The sequence below is a fragment of the Companilactobacillus sp. HBUAS59699 genome (genome assembly GCF_036913575.1).
Taxonomy (GTDB): Bacteria; Bacillota; Bacilli; order Lactobacillales; family Lactobacillaceae; genus Companilactobacillus.
In genome coordinates, this window is record NZ_JAYKTV010000006.1 from 19,483 (window position 1) to 37,023 (window position 17,541).

Below are 17,541 nucleotides of genomic sequence, written 5' to 3' on the forward strand. Positions count from 1 at the left end.
TTTTTATGAATTTATTAATTAGTAATTTCTTTGATTTTATCTTGGATCTTCGTTTCGTTATAAGCTAGTAAGATCAAAAACATGATGACATACAGTGCCAAAGGGATAATAGCGAAATTTAAGTTGATGGCTGAAATAGTCGAAGCCGACTGTGGTTTGTTGGAAACATAACCAGTCAGTTGCAGTGATTCAGCGGTGACTAAACCACCCAAGCCTAAGCCTAGATTGACACCAAAATCATCAGTAGATGCAAGGACACCTTCAGCTTGAATACCCATGGCAGTACCATAGCGGATCGTGTCCGCAATCATAATCGATACTAATCCAATTATGAATCCGTTACCGATGGAATTAACAAAAATTCCCACAAAGAGCAGTGGCAAGTTCTCCGTGTATGCGGCAATAGTAATGATCAGTTGGCCGACGAAAGCCATGGCAATTCCTGACAGCATCGTGTGTTTCTTGCCGATTTTTCCAGAGACATAATAGATCGATACAACACCGATCAAGGCGGTCAGAGTGAAACTATTGGCTAATGAAACCATACTTTCGTTCTTCAAAACATACTTGAAGTAATAAATGATCGTCTGATTCTTGATTGCCGTTGTCATCCAGTATAGGAAGATAACGATAGAAATGACCATCCATGGTTTGTTCTGCTTCATCATATTCCAAACTTCTGACAGTGGTTGATGATTGATCTCTTCATTAGTATAGCGTTCGCGCACGTGGAAGAAGGTATTGAGAATTAAGATCAGTGAAATTAATCCAAACAAGGCAATCGTTAGTAAGAAACCTTTTTGCTGATTTCCTTTACCGAAGAAGGCGACTAAAGGAATTGTAAAAGTAGCGACGATGATTTGGACTGAACTGCCAAAGAATTGTCTGATGACACCTAGTAGGGTAGTTTCTTTTTCATTCTCTGTCATCGTAGGTAAGATCGACGTGATCGGCAAGTTAACCGCCGTGTAGAAGAAGCCTAATCCTAAGTAAGTGACATAGGCCCAGATCAACTTACCAGTGTGAGGCAAGAAGCCTGGCGTTACGAAGGTCAAAATGGCAAAGACTACATAAGGGAAGGAGAACCATAGGAAGAATGGCCGGCTCTTACCCCAGCGAGAGTGCGTGTGATCGATCATGACACCGATCAAGAGACTTTCGAAGACATCTGCTGTTCTGGCAACGACGAATAGGATCGCCACTTCATTAGGAGTTAAGCCAAAAACATCAGTGTAGAAGAATAGCAGATACATCGTCATCATTTGGAAGACAAGATTATCTGCAGCATCGCTTAAACCATAGCTCAAGCGCTCAGGTATAGATGTGACCCATTTATTCATAGGGCACCTACTTTTGCGCAGTTAGGCGACGATAGATTTCTGCTCCAACGATGTCATTAGTCCACATCCAAGCAATATGACCGAGTGCCTCAGAGATGTGTTCTTCAGTTGGTTGGTCCTTTGGTGAAGGAACAGTCTTCATCATAGGCATAATACCGATGTGGAAGGCGACCCAGATTGCTAAGCCAAAGATCGAACCAGCACCGACTCTAATGTAAGGTTTGTACTGAGCCAAAACTTCATAGATGATGGCGAACGAAGTTGAGAATCCAAAGTGCATTAAGTAACTGACCCAAGGTAGTTTTTCACCTGAATAAGTATAAGTTGCGTGAGTGAATTTCTCAGGCAGACCGAATTGTTGTAATAGTTTCTGTGGTGGGTTAGTAGAATTACGTTCAGCGGTTCTTGGAGGTAAGATGTTCTCCCAACCGAGTTTGACTAATCCGGAAACAACGCCGGCAGCTGTACCGGCAACAATAGCAGCTTTCAAGTTGTGTTTTTGTTCGTGTGATAACTTCATAATATTTCCCCCTCAGGTCGTATTTTCTTCATTATAAAACAAGATTCACGATAACTCAGGTGATAGGTCTCAGCAGATCACAAATTCTTCATACTTTAGTACTTATTTATTCGTAGTTTTCCAATCATTTATTCATAATTAGGCGGTATTATTTAAGCATAGTCAAATAACAAAGAGGTGACAGGATGGAGCGAAAACTTTAGTACTCAGTTACAACCCCGTAAAATATTTTCTTAAAACTCACAAAACACAAAATAGATAAAACCCTTAAAACTTTATTTAATCCCCTTATTAAATAAAACCCTATATAAAAGCATACACATAAAAATATATTTCCCCCCTGATATATATTTTTAAAATTAAAAACAGGATCAATCCTTTACGATTGATCCTGTTTTGTTGATAGATTAAGATTTTTCCTCACAAATTCTTCATAAATTGTTATTGATTTATTCTAAGTTTCCCAATTGTTTGTTCATAATTGGGCGTTATTATTTAAGCATAGTCAAATAACAAAGAGGTGACCGAATGGTATTGATAAAACAAATTAAAAGTAACAACCTTTAAAACATAAAATAGATAAAACCCTTTAAAATAAAAATCCCTATATAGTATTTAATCCCCTTATTTAAAACAACCCTCATAATTACACAAATAAAAATATATTTCCTCCCCGATATATATTTTCAAAATGAAGTTAAATACAAGAATTTGTCAGAAAGAGAGAAAAGATCATGAATATAGAAGGAAAAGGAACTCGTGCCGGAAGACGCGAGCCTTTTTGTTTTTTCTACTTATTTATTATATGATTCGTCAGGGATTGGTTGTTAGATTCTGTTCTCACAAATTCTTCACAAATTGTTACTAGATTGTTCTAAGTTTGCCAACGATTTGTTCATAATTAGGCGTTATTATTTAAGCATAGTCAAATAACAAAGAGGTGAATTAATGAAACGGTAAACCTGGTAGCGAAACAACCCTTATAATTTCTAAAGAATAACAATTACACAAAATAGATAAAACCCTTAAAACATATATTAATCCCTATAAATTAAAAACTTCATTTAATCCCCCCTTAAATTAAATGAAACCCCTCATATAAAAAGCATATACACATAAAAATATATTTCCCCCCTGATATATATTTTTGAAAAAGTAAAACTCGCATCTTTAGACGATGTGAGTTTTTTTGTGCTCACAAAAAAGCCACGCAACTGGATTGATTGCGTGACTTTTGCTTACGGAATTCCTCTGAATTCCAAGGTTGTGAGGATGGAGGTTGGATTGGGACCTCCTTAAAGAATAATGGTGTTTAGACCCCGATCTGTTACTTAAACGATGCTGCTGTTTCAGCATTGCAATACAAGAAGTGACCGGGCAGAACTTCTTGTAATGATTGATCATCACTGAATGGTTGTGAGTGATCAAAATCAATTCTCTCACGAGTTTTTTCGATTTCAGGATCAGGAACAGGGATCGCTGACAAGAGACTTTGAGTATAAGCATGTAAGGGATGATTATAGATCTCGTCAGAGTCAGCTAGTTCAACGATCTTACCATGGTACATAACAGCGATACGATCACTGATGTACTTAACCATGGAGAGATCATGGGCGATAAACATATAAGTAAGTCCTTGTTCTTTTTGAATATCCTGCATCAAGTTAACTACTTGAGCTTGAATTGACACATCAAGAGCAGAGATCGGTTCGTCGGCGATTACGAATTGTGGTTCAACAGCCAAGGCACGGGCAATTCCGATACGTTGTCTTTGACCACCGGAGAATTCATATGGGTAACGTGTCATGTGTTCAGGGTTTAGATGAACCATATCAAGTAATTCACGAACACGTTGATCACGCTCTTCTTCGCCCTTAACTAGTCCGTGAACATCAAGGCCTTCAGCGATGATATCCTTAACCTTCATTCTAGGGTTCAAAGATGCATATGGATCCTGGAAGATCATCTGCATTTCACGACGGAATTCCTTCATCTGTGGTCCGTGACTTTTGATCTTACTAATGTCTTGACCATTGAAGAGGATTTGTCCATCGGTTGGATCGTAAAGTCTGATAATACTACGGCCAGTTGTACTCTTACCAGAACCAGATTCACCAACTAATCCAAAAGTCTCACCTTTGTAGATGTCGAATGAAACATCATCAACGGCTTTGACCTCGTTAGGTTTGCCAATGTTGAAATACTGTTTTAAGTTTCTAACTTGAACGATTTTTTCTCTTTCGTCTACCATTATTTAACACTGTCTCCTAACTCTTGGAATTTTTTGAAACGTTTCTTGATTGATGCGGGTGGATCAACTTTTGGTGCATTGGGGTGCAGCAGCCAAGTGGCTGCATAGTGATTCTTAGAAACTTTGAAATATGGTGGCTGTTCTTCTTCGTCAATTTCCATCGCATATTTATTACGTGGTGCGAAGGCATCCCCCTTAGGTGGATTCAATAAGTTAGGCGGAGTACCAGGGATAGAATTCAGACGGTTGGCCTCACTAGTATCTAGTGTAGGCATGGAGTCCAATAATCCCCAAGTATACGGATGTTGTGGGTTGTAGAAGATATCATTGACTGAACCATATTCCACGAATTTACCAGCATACATAACAGCCACACGGTCAGCGATCCCAGCCACGACACCAAGGTCATGGGTGATGAAGATGATCGATGTACCGATCTTTTGTTGTAATTCTTTTAGTAGATCAATAATTTGTGCTTGAACAGTAACGTCAAGAGCAGTTGTTGGTTCATCAGCGATCAAGATCTCTGGATAGTCAACAATAGCAATGGCGATGACGATACGTTGTCTTTGACCACCGGAAAATTGGTGCGGGTAGTCTTTCATACGTGCTGCAGGATTAGGAATACCAACTAGACGCAGAACTTCCTCAGCACGAGCCATAGCGTCTTTTTTGGAAACATTATTGTGGATCAATAGTGGCTCCGCAACTTGTTTACCAATTGGCATGGTTGGATCGAGTGAAGTCATAGGATCTTGGAAGATCATAGAAATTTTATTTCCACGGATCTTGTCCATATCCTTATCACTCTTTTGTAGGAGGTCATCCCCGTGATAGAGGATGCTTCCTTTTGCGATATCAGCATTCTTAGCTAATAATTGCAGGATGGAACGAACGGTAATCGACTTACCAGAACCAGATTCACCAACGATAGCTAAGGTTTCACCGGCGTTGAGATCGAAACTCACCCCACGAATAGCTTGGACAGTACCATTGTATGTCGCAAAATTAACATGCAAATCTTTTACTTCTAGAATTTTATCCATTGCTTATTCATACTCCTTATTTAATCGTCAGACTGTGGATCGAAGGCATCACGTAAACCATCACCAAGTAAGTTTGTAGCGATCATGATGATACTTAGGACAATAGCTGGTGCCCACATTTGATATGGTAAGAATCTGAAGGCTTTTTGACCATCAGATAACAATGTACCTAATGAAGCGTTTGGTGCGGGAATACCAATACCAATGAAACTTAAGAAAGCTTCGAAGAAGATGGCATTGGGAATTGTAAACATTGTTTGAATGATAATTGTTGAAGATAGGTTAGGGATCAAGTGCTTAGTAGCAATCTTAGTTGAGGATTCACCAAGGGTCCTGGCAGCTAAGATATATTCTTGCTCCTTCAACTGGAAGGTCTGAGCACGGATCAGACGGGCCATAGTTACCCAACCAGTAATGGCAATCGCGATAACGATTGAACCAAGTCCTGGTTTCAAGATAATCATCATCAAGATAACAACAATCAAGTTAGGAACTGATGAGACGATTTCAACGATACGTTGCATGATCGTATCAGTTCTGCCGCCTTTCCAACCTGAGACGATACCGTAAGGAACACCGATGATCAAATCAACCAGTGTAGCTAATACGGCAACGATCAGTGAAAGACGAGTACCATAGATAATTCTGGAGAGTAGGTCACGACCTAAATAGTCAGTACCTAATAGGTAGAAAGTATCTTTAGGAGCGCCAGCTTGTTTGTAGGCGTCGACCATCTTACCGCCCATGTTTTGGTAACCGTTGAAACCAGGGATATTAAGGTTGCCTAGTTTAGGTGGCAAGTTAGATAGAGTAACTTCTTGAGCATTAGGATTATGAGGTGCAACAATTGGAGCAAAGATTGAGATCAAGACGATGATCGATAGCAGTGTCAAACATACGACAGCAACTTTGTTAGAGAACAAGCGACGACGAACATCTTGTAAGTAAGTTAATGAAGGTGTGCCGATTTTTTCTTGTTCGTTATTATTTTCGTCATGAATTAATTTAAATTTTTCCTTTGGTACATTAGGAATCTGTTCCATATTATTCTTTACCCCCATTTCCTAATCTAATTCTTGGATCAATGAATCCGTAGAGAATATCGACAATCAAGATGATGACAACTAATAGGAATGAATAGAAAATCGTAAGTCCCATGATAGTTGGATAATCGTTGGTTGTAATTGACTTAACGAATTGTTCACCAATACCAGGAATCGAGAAGATGTTCTCAACAACCATGGAACCAGTCATAACAGAAACTGCCATAGGTCCGATGATTGTAACAACTGGGATCAAAGAATTACGAAGAGCATGCTTTGTAACGACTTTCCAGTTTGAGTTACCTTTTGATTTGGCTAATTCGATATAATCACTACTCATAACGTCGACCATTTCGGTTCTCATAAACCGGGCCACGTTACCTAACGGCAAGGCTGCCAAGGCAATTGTTGGTAGAACACTTGATTGGAAGTTATCCCAGAGTGCAACTGGGTAGATGTGCCATTTGTAGGCCAAGTAGAATTGTAATAGTACGGCTAGAACGAAGGATGGAATTGATAGACCAAGAATTGAAATGAATGTAGCTAGTGTATCAACCCAAGTATTCTTTCTGATAGCAGCTACGGCACCAAGTAGGATACCGAGAATTGTACCTAAGATCATTGCTTGAGCACCAATTTGCATTGATGGAGCAAGACGTTGACCGATTAATTCTGTAACAGGTTCGTTGTTGAATTGGAAGGATGTTCCAAGGTTACCCTGTAATAGTCCGCCCATATAACGTACATATTGGACGAAGACTGATTGATCTAATCCATATTGAGCTTTAACAATCTTCAATTGATCTGGTGACATACGGTTCTGGTTAGAGAACGGCGTACCAGGAAGCATCTTCATTAGGAAGAACGTCAGAGTCGCAATTATGAAGAGAGTCAAAAACAGATAGAAAATTCTTTTGAGAATATATTTAGTCATATTTAATCTCCCTAACTCCTAATTATTTTTTGTATGCAGTGACAAGGTTATAACTACCATTTGGTGAGATTCTGTAATTCTTAACGTTCTCTCTCGTCAAGTTGGCTTGATAGTATTGATAGAGTGGGATGGCACCTTGTTCTTCAGTTAAGATCTTAGTTGCTTGAACCATGTCATTCCATCTAGCCTCAGGATCGTTTGCGTCTGTTGTCTTACTCTTCTTGATCAATGAATCGTATTCTGAATTGGACCACTTACCATCATTTTGAGGGTTGCCCGTTGTGAATAGATCAAGGAAGGTGATTGGATCTGGGAAGTCAGCGTTCCAAGCTGTAACAACGATATCGAAGTCACCACTTGCTGATTTAGATAGACGTGATTTGAAAGGAACGTTTTGTAAGGTAATGTTTAAACCTGGCAAGTTCTTTTCAAGTTGACCTTGAAGATACTCATTTTGCTTTTTAGCTCCATCAGTATCGTCACCTAAAATAGTGAAGTTAAGGTTCTTTTGACCAGTTTCTTTCAATCCTTCTTTCCAAAGTTTCTTGGCCAGTTTAGGATTGTATTCGGAATATTTACCGACTGATGTAATAGGTTTTTCTTTGGTGAAATCTGTACCAGTCTTGTCATCATACGACATACCAGCTGGGACAACTGTTTCGTTGACACCACCAGTTTTACCTAGAACGTTGTCAGTTAATTGTTCACGATTGATCGACATTGAAATAGCCTGTCTGATCTTCTTGTTTCTAAAGAAAGAATATTTCTTTTGGTTAAGTTCGAAGTAGAAAGTACTTGCAAGTTTATCATTAGAGAATGTCTTGTAGTTGGAAACTTGACGAGCAGTATCACCACTGATCTTTTGTAGACGGTTGATACGGTTAGCATCGTAAAGATTCAAACCAGTGTTGTTATCCTTAACAACATAGTATTCAACTTTGTGTAGTTTAACGGCTTTGGCGTTCCAGTATTTGTCATTCTTGACTTCAGTCCAGCTGTTGTTAGAAACAGTCCAGTTGACTAACTTGAATGGTCCGTTGAAGACCATACCAGAACTTCTTAAACCGTATTGCTTACCCATTTTTTCAACTGCTGGCTTGTATTGTGGGAAGAATGTTGAGCTGGCCATTAATTTGTTGAAATATGGGATCGCATTTTCCAAAGTGATTTGTAAGGTGTAATCATCTAAGGCCTTGATACCCAGAGTATTAACTGGTTTCTTGCCTGAGTTGATGGCATCCGCATTTTTGATCCCTGAATAAATATAAGCATATTGTGAAGCGGTCTTAGGATCGACCGTTCTGCGCCAAGCATAGACGAAGTCTTGAGCAGTAACGGGTTTACCATTAGACCAAACGGTATGTCTTAACTTGTAAGTGTAAGTTTTACCGTTATTTGTTGGTTTAACGATACTTGTGGCGATAGCAGGTTCCAGTGTCTTGCCATCATATCTATAGAGACCTTCCATAGTATCTGTTAATCCTTGAGCACCGATAACGTCCGTGTTCATCGACGAATCCATTGTTGCGATAACATCACTGGAACTGATCGACAACGTATTTTTGTCGTCTTTTTCAGTGGATGATCCGCAACCACTAAGTACTAACGCAATTGCCAGAATCGGCAATAGTGCTAGTAGATATTTCTTAAGTTTCATTACACAACCTCCCTAAAAGCATAACAATAATATTAGACTACACCATTAAACATTAAATACAAAGACTGTTTATTAAAAAATCTCTAATGTTCTCTAAAATCATAATACATCACGGATTAAATTGCAAAGAAAAACAGAAATATCTATAAAATAGATATTTCTGTTTATTGTTTTTTAATATTATATTTTTAAATTAGAAATTAGATCAGGCATTCACTTGAATGAATTTTTCGTAACGTTCTAATTCTTCTGGACTGAGATTGGCCTTTAGTAAAGAGCCATCATTCGTGAACTCTTTACTGATGATCTGAGCATTTTTGAGAAGTTGTTCAGTGATCTTTTGTTGATCATATGGTATCAACAGATCGACCGTCTTATAACCAGAGAATAATTTAAGCTTGATCAATTCGACTAGTTTTTGGATAGACGAGTTGTCTAAGGCAGAGTAATAAATATTGTCGCCTTCAATAGTAGGGAAGACTTGGTCTGGTTTAAGATCAGCCTTATTGAAGGCATAGATCATTGGTTTGCCCGTAACGCCGACTTCACGCAAGGTATTCTCAGTGACTTCTAACATATTCTTCCAATGTTCATCACTAACATCTATTACTTGAACCAATAGATCGGCATCCTTGGCTTCTTTCAAAGTTGTCTTGAAGGATTCGATCAAGTTGTGAGGTAGTTTGCTAACAAAGCCGACTGTATCTGACAAGAGGAAGCTAGTGTTGTCTTCCAAGTCGATCTTTCTGACACTAGTATCTAGTGTGGCGAAGAGCATGTCTTTTTCGAAGACTTTACGGTCATCAGAATCTTCTTTGTTGAAGTTGAGCAGGCCATTCATAGTCGTTGATTTGCCAGCATTAGTGTAACCCACTAATGAGACTAGTGGCAGGCTAGTATTAGTTCTGCGGCGACTTTGAACATTGATCGTCTTGTCGACCGTCTTTAGTTGATCCTTTAAGTAAGTGATTCGCTTACGAATAACACGGCGATCCAATTCTAGTTTGGTTTCACCGGCACCACGGTTAGCGAGACCACCGGAAGCAGATTGTTGATCCAGTGGATTACCAGATGGGTGAATTCGTGGTAATTGATATTGTAGTTTGGCAATTTCAACTTGTAGCTTAGCCTGTCTAGTGTGGGCTCGATTGGAGAAGACTTGGAGGATCAATTCAGTTCGATCCATGAAACTTAACTTGGTTTCTTTTTCCAAATTTCTGATCTGTGACGGTGTTAATTCGTCATTTAGGACGATGGTCTTCACATCATCGGCGTTGGCGATCTGTTTGATTTCGGTAACTTTACCTGATCCGAAGTAAGTCTTGGCACTGACTGAGTCAACGTTTTGTTTGATCACGTCAGCGACTTCCATATTATTGGCTTCTACTAGTGAGCCTAATTCTTCCATTGTATAGTCGAAGTCCACTTGTTTGTGGCTAACTCCGGCAACAATCACGCGTTCTTTTGAGTTTATTGTATTTTCCATAAATCCTCCTGGTGGCACTTATACCCCAGGGTATTAATGCCAGTTAATTATTTAAGTAAGTTTAGGTTGGCACTTCTTAATCTCATGTTTACGTACATCCTTTCGGTAATATGCTTATATCATAACATTTAAGTCCTTTTTGGACTATATAATAGGTAGAAAAGTAGTTTAGGATGCCAAAATACCTAGTTCAGGACAAAAATAAAACCATTCGTGCAACTGGTGTTAGAATTTTTTTAATTATAACTATTAAGGATGATGGGATGAAGAAGTTGACGAAGTGGCTGACAAGAGGTCTGGCAGTATTAGTGATTTTAACGTTAGTGATCGAGTCTTCCTGGATGGAAGTTTGGTGCGCTAGTGTGTTTTTGAAATTAGGTGGCTATGATTTATTCACGTCACTAGTGAAGTCATTTCATATTATTCGACGCTTTTTAAATTTATAAAGAATTTTATTTAAATTGCATTATATAGCAAAAAAAACTAACACAACCAATATGTGTTAGTTACAAAAGGGCCTTAGCGGAACACATGATCAAGAAGATAACTGTTCCGATGAGGTAAGTTTTTTGTGTTTGCTTGAAATATTTATCTTTCTTATCCAGGTATTTAAATCCCATGACCAAATTACTGAAGATCAAAAAATAAAATAGTTTGTCGGTCAAAAAGGATTTGAGATTGTCACCAAATAAAAGGCTAGAGATGACGTAGAGTGCGGTTAAGCCTAATAAAAAGTGTAGTATTTGAAGCTTTCGTGCAGGTGTTAGATTACTGTCAAATATGTCCATAAGTGTCCTTGTTCTTTAGATGCAAAATTAATTCACCGATACTTGGTATTAAAAATAATGGATTATGGATGAATCCCATAATTATCAAGACAATGTTCCAAGATTGATTTTCTCTAGTCATATGCTTGATGGCAAAATACGTCAAGACTTCCATTATGACTGCAAAAATAACAAAGTAGAATGAAACAATAAATTTCAAAAAACTGTCTGGTCTAGCAGTTGGATCTCTTGGATAAAAGTGAGAAACTAATCCGACACCAATGATCAATATTAGTTCAATGATAAAGATTATCCAAGCAATCGTCTGAAACACTTTACTGTCCCGGTCCATGTTATCCCCCGATTTCTTATATCTTATCCCAATGTATCACTTATATTGGAGATTTTGAGAGATATATCCTGAGATAGGGCCTTTGTTATCCTGAACTACATTAATGTACGCAACTTCTTGGATTTACCAAGTGAGAAGGAGCGCACTAATTCTGGTCCGAAATGCATTTTACGTTTACTGAAGTCAGCTTCACTGATAGTTTGCGGGTTAGCTAGACAAGATCTGTTAGCACGGAACAAACTTGAGTATTTTTTCTCCAAGTCATTCAAATTACCATAGAATTCGTATTTACCATTGCGAGTGTACAAGTCCAAGCGGTGCGGCACGGTCGATGTCTCCACGAAGAGCACGTCGTCGAGATTGATATGATAGATCTGATTGCCAACGGAAAAGGCGAAACACTTCTTCTGTGTCGTCATGATACGGTCGATTCGTTCCTTGGCAAGTGCGAGAGTATCATAAAATTCTTGTCGAAATTCTTCGGGCTTTTGGTCTTTGGCAATGAATCCTAGAGCTTCTACCTTCCGTTTAAATGTTAAAGGTGCCATCTCCCCATGTGTTGTTACAAAAATTATCTTCGCTTGTACGTCGATCTTTCGAATTTTGACTGCCAAGTCGATGCCATTTAAATCACTGTTTAAGTCGATGTCGAGGAAGTAGATACCATTAGTAACTGGATATTCTTGTAAGTATTTTAAGACTTCGTCTGGACTCTGTGCTTTGAAAGCTACTTCGAATGGGTCACTGTGGAACAACATATAATTATTGACGAGTACCTCGAATTGTTGCAATTGAACCATATCGTCTTCACAAATTATAATTGGATAAGTCATGTTTTTCCCTTTCTAAATCAAAACTAATTGAAGATGGAACCAACCGTCACGTTCACTGTATTGTACTAATAAATTGGGATATTTCTTCTTGATGTCTTGGACATTCGAGAGCCCGAGTCCGGAATGATCTTTTTTAGTGGAATAGCCAGTTTGATTGATAGCTGAGATAGCTTCTGGCGTTATAACGGTGTTGTCGATAATAAAAGTTAATTGTTTATCTTCTGTGATGATAGCTAATTGGATCTTGCCATGGGCTTGTTTCTTAGTTTCCTCAATAGCATTGTCGATAGCAATTCCTAATAGTCTAACTAAGTCAAAAATATCAATGGAAATATCATTGATAACGTTGCGACATTCAAAGTGGCACTCAATGTTTTCATGGTTGATCTGATTTAGTTTGCTGATGAAGAGACTCTTCAAATAAGGATTTTGGATGTTGTTCAAGTCCTTGTACAGATCCATCGAAACGTTGCTGAAGTAGTCGTCAGAGTAAGCTTCGAACTTGTTTAAGGATTCTAAGAGAGCGTGATTGTTATCTGAGTCAGCGACGGTACGAAGGCTCAGCAATAGATTCTCGTAGTCATGCTTGAACTTGCGCAAGCTCAATTGATCTCGTTCCAGTTGATCGGTATATGTTTTGAGGTTTTTTAATTGCTTCTCAGATAGTTGTTGCTGATAGAGCGTTTTTTGACGTCTGCTTTCCATTAGGAAGATCAACAACAATACGATAATCTGAATAACGACGAATAGCAAGATACCAATGATCAGCTTGCGATAGGCTTGGAAATGATCAATGAAGTTCATAAAGATCGATAGAACAACGAAGAAGTAAGTCAGTAGTAATGTCATAACTGCCGACTTGTCAGTTTTTCTGATAAAATCTGCTAAGTTGAAGTGTTGATACAACAAGATAATGCCAATAGCGAGGATCCACTCGATCCCGGAACTAAGAAAGGTGAAGGCCCAGCCTTGAGTCGCCTGGGTTCTAACGAATACCATCATGATTGCTGACATAATGATGTCGACGAGATAGATTGTGATACTGGCTATTAATGCTGCATCTAATAGGAAGTAATTTGGTTTGACGTGATGTTCGAAAATCAAATAAGTTCCTAAAATAAATAGTAAAAAGCTCCAATCATCAGCGTAGTTGTCAATTATCGCAGATACGATTAATAAAATCACTGAAGCGGTGATCGTTTTAAAATTGAGCTTTTTTTTGTCATGGTAAATTGAAAAGAAGATTGCAAAGACCATGATCCAAGATAAGACAGTGCCGAGTGCATAAGCTGACTCTTCTACGTATATCATCATCATTCCCCCTGTAACTAGTATATCAGAGGAAAGACAAGACTAATTGTTGCGAGAAAATTATTTAAAAAATGTAGAAAAATACTGTAACGAATGTCTCTAAATTAACTTCGATTATAAGAATAACAAAATAATAGAGGCGTATATCATGGTAAGTAAAGAAGATGTTATCAAGGTTATGCGGGAATTTTCTTCAGCCTTGAATAGTTTGGGCAATAATTTTTGGGGTGCTAGTCTATAGGATGCATTCAAGAATCAAAATAACCCGTTTCAGGATATATTTTTTCTAACTATACTCAGAAGAACTATATTAAAAGTGAATCTTAGCTAGAAAAGGATATGAGTAAGTTGGAAAAACGTGAACAAGTAAAAGAATTGATCCATGGATTGTATAATTATCTGATCAAGCTACCAAATCCATCGACAAACTTGTTAAATATCACTGATGTGTTATTACAAGTCTATACAAAGATCGATGATGTCAAAGAGCTTGATCCATTAGTAAGTCGCTTAGTAAATTATATTTATGTTGAAGGTTTCGGCAGCGTAACTTTGCCGAGGGAACAGGATCATCAGTTGATCGAGTTAGCTAATATCGCTAAAAAAGCCGGTTGGAATGGTCGTAATTACGCTGATTTCACCGATAAGTCACAGTTCTACAGTTATTTTGATAAGAATGAGATGCCTCGTAGATGAATATAAGAATTATGGATTTGTTCCTCTTAAATTTGGAAGTACCGTTAAATATTGAGTTATTTAATTTGATTAATGTCCGTTCAGGAGTGTAATCACTACTGTTCAGGACATTTTTTGTTTAGCAATTATCACTAAGAATAAAATAATTTGTAAAGGAGTGATTATTTTGTCAGAGAAAGAACTATTCGATTTGATCAACAAAACATATTCAGATCCAGAAATCGAAAGAAATCGAGACATCAGAACAAGACTGCTCAAACTAGCTCGAGAATTGGATGATGGTACTAATTACAAGGTGGTTTGTGTTAAATTAAGCAATTATATTTCATTTTATTTAGCTTCACACTGGTTACGTGCCCCTAAGGCGTTGTTACAGTTGTCTCAAAGTATTGAAGACAGAGCTGAAGATTACCGCGGATCAACTTCAAATGGTGTCTGGGTCAGTGGTATGGACAATCGTATTAAGATCGAAAGTAATGAACAATTATACTGAAATTATTTTATTATTCTAAAGACTGACCGTTTAGTGGTTGGTCTTTTTTTCGTTATAGCGATGATTCTAAATGTGTAACGGCGTTACATCGCACTAGTAAAGATAATTGTTTTAGATCTGTGATTAAACTCGTATATATGATATATACGATTATTAATATTTATTCACCAAGTATATAAATAGATTTATATACTTTTTTTTGATAGGATAGCTCCTAGCTTTGTTCTAATTTAGTATTTGGAGGGGTTATTCGTGAAACATGATTTACAATATACGCAATATTTAGACTCAATGAGGTCTTATACAGAGCGTGATCAGGCTTCCAAGGCTTTGATTTTGATTGGTTATGTTGAACGTGATTTCATTCGTTTTTACCGAGCTGGTAGAATCAAAGATGGAATTGATTTTGCTCAAGAAAACTTGGCACGTTCCAAAACGTTGCTTAGTAAATTGACTTCTGATGAAAAGGTCGCACAATTACATGCATTAGTTGATATTTTGTCATTTGAAGGGATTCAGAATCACGTTGATATTTATGAATTCGTGCAGTTGAGAACGCAATACCATCAACGTTTACTGAAGCTGCCAGCAACTCAGAAGAAGTACATTCCGTGGATGAAGCAGATTATTAAAGACTTCGGAGAGCTGACCCAAAAAGATGGTTTATCTTATGCAGATCATCTGGAATCAACACTCGATATTATTTATTACGTTAGTTCTCATTTGCGACAGAAATTGACAGTCAAACAAGTCTTAGAACACGTTAATAGCCGCTGTAATCCTGCAGTAGTTCAACAGGGCTTTAATACTGAAATGCAGATGTCGATCCGAGACTATATTAACGTGAAAAAAATTCAAGAAGCACAGCGTGTTTTGATGACAACTAATATTTCTATTCGACAAATTGCTCAAGAATTAAATTTTTACGATGCTGCAGATTTTTCCAAAAGATTCAAGCGGGAGTTCGGTATGACACCTTTGGAATATCGACAACAAAATAGTGAAATTGATTAATATTATAATATTTTGAGTTGTATTTTTATTATTATTTTTTATTGTTTTTATACAAATTATCGTTTTACATTGCCCCAAACCGATATACTCGTTGCTGTTGATACAACGAATGATTGAAGCCGGGGGCCATTATTATGTGCAATAAACGAATTTATCAACGAATATTCTTGTTCTTAGCTACTTTTTTGTTAGGTATTAATTTTAATGATATGACGGTAAAGGCAGAAGATACTGAAACAAGTGCCTTTTCACATGTTACCGCAGATAATTTTTTGAATTATTTTGATTTGAATGGTTCAGCTACTTATGACTCAACTAGTGGTGTTGTGACGATTACACCTGATGAGAATAACAAAGTTGGAAATTTTGCTTTAAAAAGCAAAATCGATATGAATACAAGTTTTGAGCTTATCGGACAAGTTAATCTTGGTGATAAGACATCAGAGCATGGTGGTGCTGATGGAATTGGATTTGCTTTCCATAATGGTAATGTTAATGATGTCGGTAATGCCGGCGGTAACTTAGGCATTGGTAATCTGATCAATGCACTGGGATTTAAGCTTGATACTTGGCACAATAGTGCTTATACCCCTCAAGCTGCCTTACCAGGTGCACAGGTTTTACCTGAAGATTCCAATGGATATGGTTGGGCGTCAGATCCAGATAATGTACAGTTTGGAGGTTTTGTTTCAACTAGTTTGAAGCAGATCAAAGCGGCTGATGGTAATGATTATGATCGTTGGTGGGCTGAGACAGAACTAGATTCTGTTAAAGATTTAGATGCATCAGATCTGGATGGACAATTTCATGATTTTAACGTTAGGTACGATGGGACATCAAGAACTTTGACCATAAACTACACACAGACAAGTGGACAAGTTCTCACCTGGTCAAAGTCAGTGCCAACTACTGATGAAGCAATGGCAATGATAGTCAGTGCTTCGACAGGAGGTGCTAAGAATTTACAACAATTCAAATTAACAAGTTTTGACTTTCAACAAGCTGCAACGGTCAATGTTAGATACGTTAATACGACTGGCCGTCAAATTGGACAAGCCGAAGTTAGTTATCCCAATGGAGCGATTGTAGGCGGAACTTATATAACAGAAAAATTAACGATTCCAGGATATAAGTTTGTTAAGATGGATGACGGTCAAGTGACGGGAACAGCTAGTCTTCTAGCAGAGGGAACTTTGACTAAGGTTGGCGATAATGGCACGATAGTATACGTTTATGAACCAGATTACCAAGTTGATCGTAAGGTTATAAATGAGACCATTCATTATGTTGACGAAGACGGTCAGACTTTGGCAGATGATCATGTGTCAGAGCCGATAACATTCATTACTGTGAAGGATTTGTTTAGTGATGAACTGAAAACTTACTATTCTAAAGGCAAACAGGCTAAACCTAAAGTTGATGAGAATGGTGATCCAATCAGTCAAAATGGGGAACAATGGACTTTAGCAGATTCTGCCAATTTTGAGGCAGTAAGTCACCCTGATGTCACAGGTTATACAGTTATTTCTAATGATGCACCTGATGGTGATTTAACTCAGGTTAATCCTCAGACGGTCAGTTATGATTCTCAAGATTTAGTATTTACCGTTGTTTACCAAAAGACAACATCGACTGATCCAGAAAAGCCGGTAGATCCAGAAAAGCCGGTAGATCCGGAAAAACCAGTAGATCCAGAAAAGCCGGTAGATCCGGAAAAACCAGTAGATCCGGAAAAGCCGGTAGACCCAGAAAAGCCGGTAGACCCAGAAAAGCCAGTAGATCCGGAAAAGCCGGTAGA

The 17,541-nt window shown here is 37.9% G+C and carries 17 protein-coding genes; 5 read left to right on the forward strand and 12 right to left on the reverse strand.

Going from position 1 to position 17,541, the window contains the following annotated elements; all coding sequences use genetic code 11:
• Positions 1-14: 14 nt before the first annotated feature.
• From U8519_RS10890 to hflX, 8 genes are all read right to left on the reverse strand, one after another.
• Complete coding sequence (locus tag U8519_RS10890; RefSeq protein ID WP_334330341.1) at positions 15-1,340, reverse strand: MFS transporter; 1,326 nt, start codon at positions 1,338-1,340, stop codon at positions 15-17.
• Positions 1,341-1,347: 7 nt separating this feature from the next.
• Positions 1,348-1,860 (reverse strand): DUF1440 domain-containing protein, encoded by a 513-nt coding sequence (locus tag U8519_RS10895; protein WP_334330342.1) that lies wholly within the window; start codon positions 1,858-1,860, stop codon positions 1,348-1,350.
• Between the two features lie 1,327 nt (positions 1,861-3,187).
• Positions 3,188-4,111, reverse strand: a complete 924-nt coding sequence (locus U8519_RS10900) for an ABC transporter ATP-binding protein (RefSeq protein ID WP_334330343.1) — start codon at positions 4,109-4,111, stop codon at positions 3,188-3,190.
• Complete coding sequence (locus U8519_RS10905; protein WP_334330344.1) at positions 4,111-5,157, reverse strand: ABC transporter ATP-binding protein; 1,047 nt, start codon at positions 5,155-5,157, stop codon at positions 4,111-4,113. The genes U8519_RS10900 and U8519_RS10905 overlap by 1 nt, the downstream gene beginning before the upstream one ends.
• Positions 5,158-5,177: 20 nt before the next feature.
• Positions 5,178-6,200: an ABC transporter permease gene (locus U8519_RS10910; RefSeq protein WP_334330345.1), complete on the reverse strand. Its 1,023-nt coding sequence runs from the start codon at positions 6,198-6,200 to the stop codon at positions 5,178-5,180.
• Between the two features lies 1 nt (position 6,201).
• Positions 6,202-7,134, reverse strand: coding sequence for an oligopeptide ABC transporter permease (opp3b, locus tag U8519_RS10915; RefSeq protein WP_334330346.1), 933 nt, complete (start codon positions 7,132-7,134; stop codon positions 6,202-6,204).
• A gap of 22 nt (positions 7,135-7,156) precedes the next feature.
• Positions 7,157-8,791 carry a peptide ABC transporter substrate-binding protein gene (locus tag U8519_RS10920; RefSeq protein ID WP_334330347.1) on the reverse strand — a complete coding sequence of 545 codons (1,635 nt, stop codon included), beginning with the start codon at positions 8,789-8,791 and terminating at the stop codon, positions 7,157-7,159.
• Positions 8,792-8,996: 205 nt separating this feature from the next.
• The gene (gene hflX, locus U8519_RS10925; protein ID WP_334330348.1) at positions 8,997-10,277 is read right to left on the reverse strand and encodes a GTPase HflX; all 1,281 of its coding nucleotides are present in this window, start codon (positions 10,275-10,277) and stop codon (positions 8,997-8,999) included.
• Between the two features lie 173 nt (positions 10,278-10,450).
• On the opposite strand from hflX, the gene U8519_RS10930 reads away from it, so the two are divergent.
• Positions 10,451-10,723 (forward strand): hypothetical protein, encoded by a 273-nt coding sequence (locus tag U8519_RS10930; RefSeq protein WP_334330349.1) that lies wholly within the window; start codon positions 10,451-10,453, stop codon positions 10,721-10,723.
• Between the two features lie 60 nt (positions 10,724-10,783).
• Here the strand turns inward: U8519_RS10930 and U8519_RS10935 are convergent, their stop codons facing one another.
• The 4 genes from U8519_RS10935 to U8519_RS10950 form a co-directional block, all read right to left on the reverse strand.
• Entirely contained in the window at positions 10,784-11,065 is a 282-nt protein-coding gene (locus U8519_RS10935) for a hypothetical protein (protein ID WP_334330350.1), read from the reverse strand.
• On the reverse strand, positions 11,052-11,396 hold the full coding sequence (locus U8519_RS10940) for a hypothetical protein (protein ID WP_334330351.1): 345 nt from the start codon (positions 11,394-11,396) through the stop codon (positions 11,052-11,054). The genes U8519_RS10935 and U8519_RS10940 overlap by 14 nt, the downstream gene beginning before the upstream one ends.
• Positions 11,397-11,491: 95 nt before the next feature.
• Positions 11,492-12,229 (reverse strand): LytR/AlgR family response regulator transcription factor, encoded by a 738-nt coding sequence (locus U8519_RS10945; protein WP_334330352.1) that lies wholly within the window; start codon positions 12,227-12,229, stop codon positions 11,492-11,494.
• 12 nt (positions 12,230-12,241) lie between these two features.
• Complete coding sequence (locus U8519_RS10950) at positions 12,242-13,546, reverse strand: sensor histidine kinase (protein WP_334330353.1); 1,305 nt, start codon at positions 13,544-13,546, stop codon at positions 12,242-12,244.
• Positions 13,547-13,888: 342 nt separating this feature from the next.
• Here U8519_RS10950 and U8519_RS10955 point away from each other — a divergent pair, with 342 nt between their 5' ends.
• The 4 genes from U8519_RS10955 to U8519_RS10970 form a co-directional block, all read left to right on the forward strand.
• Positions 13,889-14,236, forward strand: coding sequence for a bacteriocin immunity protein (locus tag U8519_RS10955; protein ID WP_442892152.1), 348 nt, complete (start codon positions 13,889-13,891; stop codon positions 14,234-14,236).
• Between the two features lie 166 nt (positions 14,237-14,402).
• Positions 14,403-14,729: a bacteriocin immunity protein gene (locus tag U8519_RS10960; RefSeq protein WP_334330355.1), complete on the forward strand. Its 327-nt coding sequence runs from the start codon at positions 14,403-14,405 to the stop codon at positions 14,727-14,729.
• Positions 14,730-14,981: 252 nt separating this feature from the next.
• A complete protein-coding gene (locus U8519_RS10965; RefSeq protein WP_334330356.1) occupies positions 14,982-15,743 on the forward strand; it encodes a helix-turn-helix transcriptional regulator in 762 nt (253 codons plus the stop codon).
• A gap of 134 nt (positions 15,744-15,877) precedes the next feature.
• Positions 15,878-17,541, forward strand: a 1,664-nt coding sequence (locus U8519_RS10970; protein WP_334330357.1) for a lectin-like domain-containing protein, incomplete at its 3' end; no start/stop codon positions are given.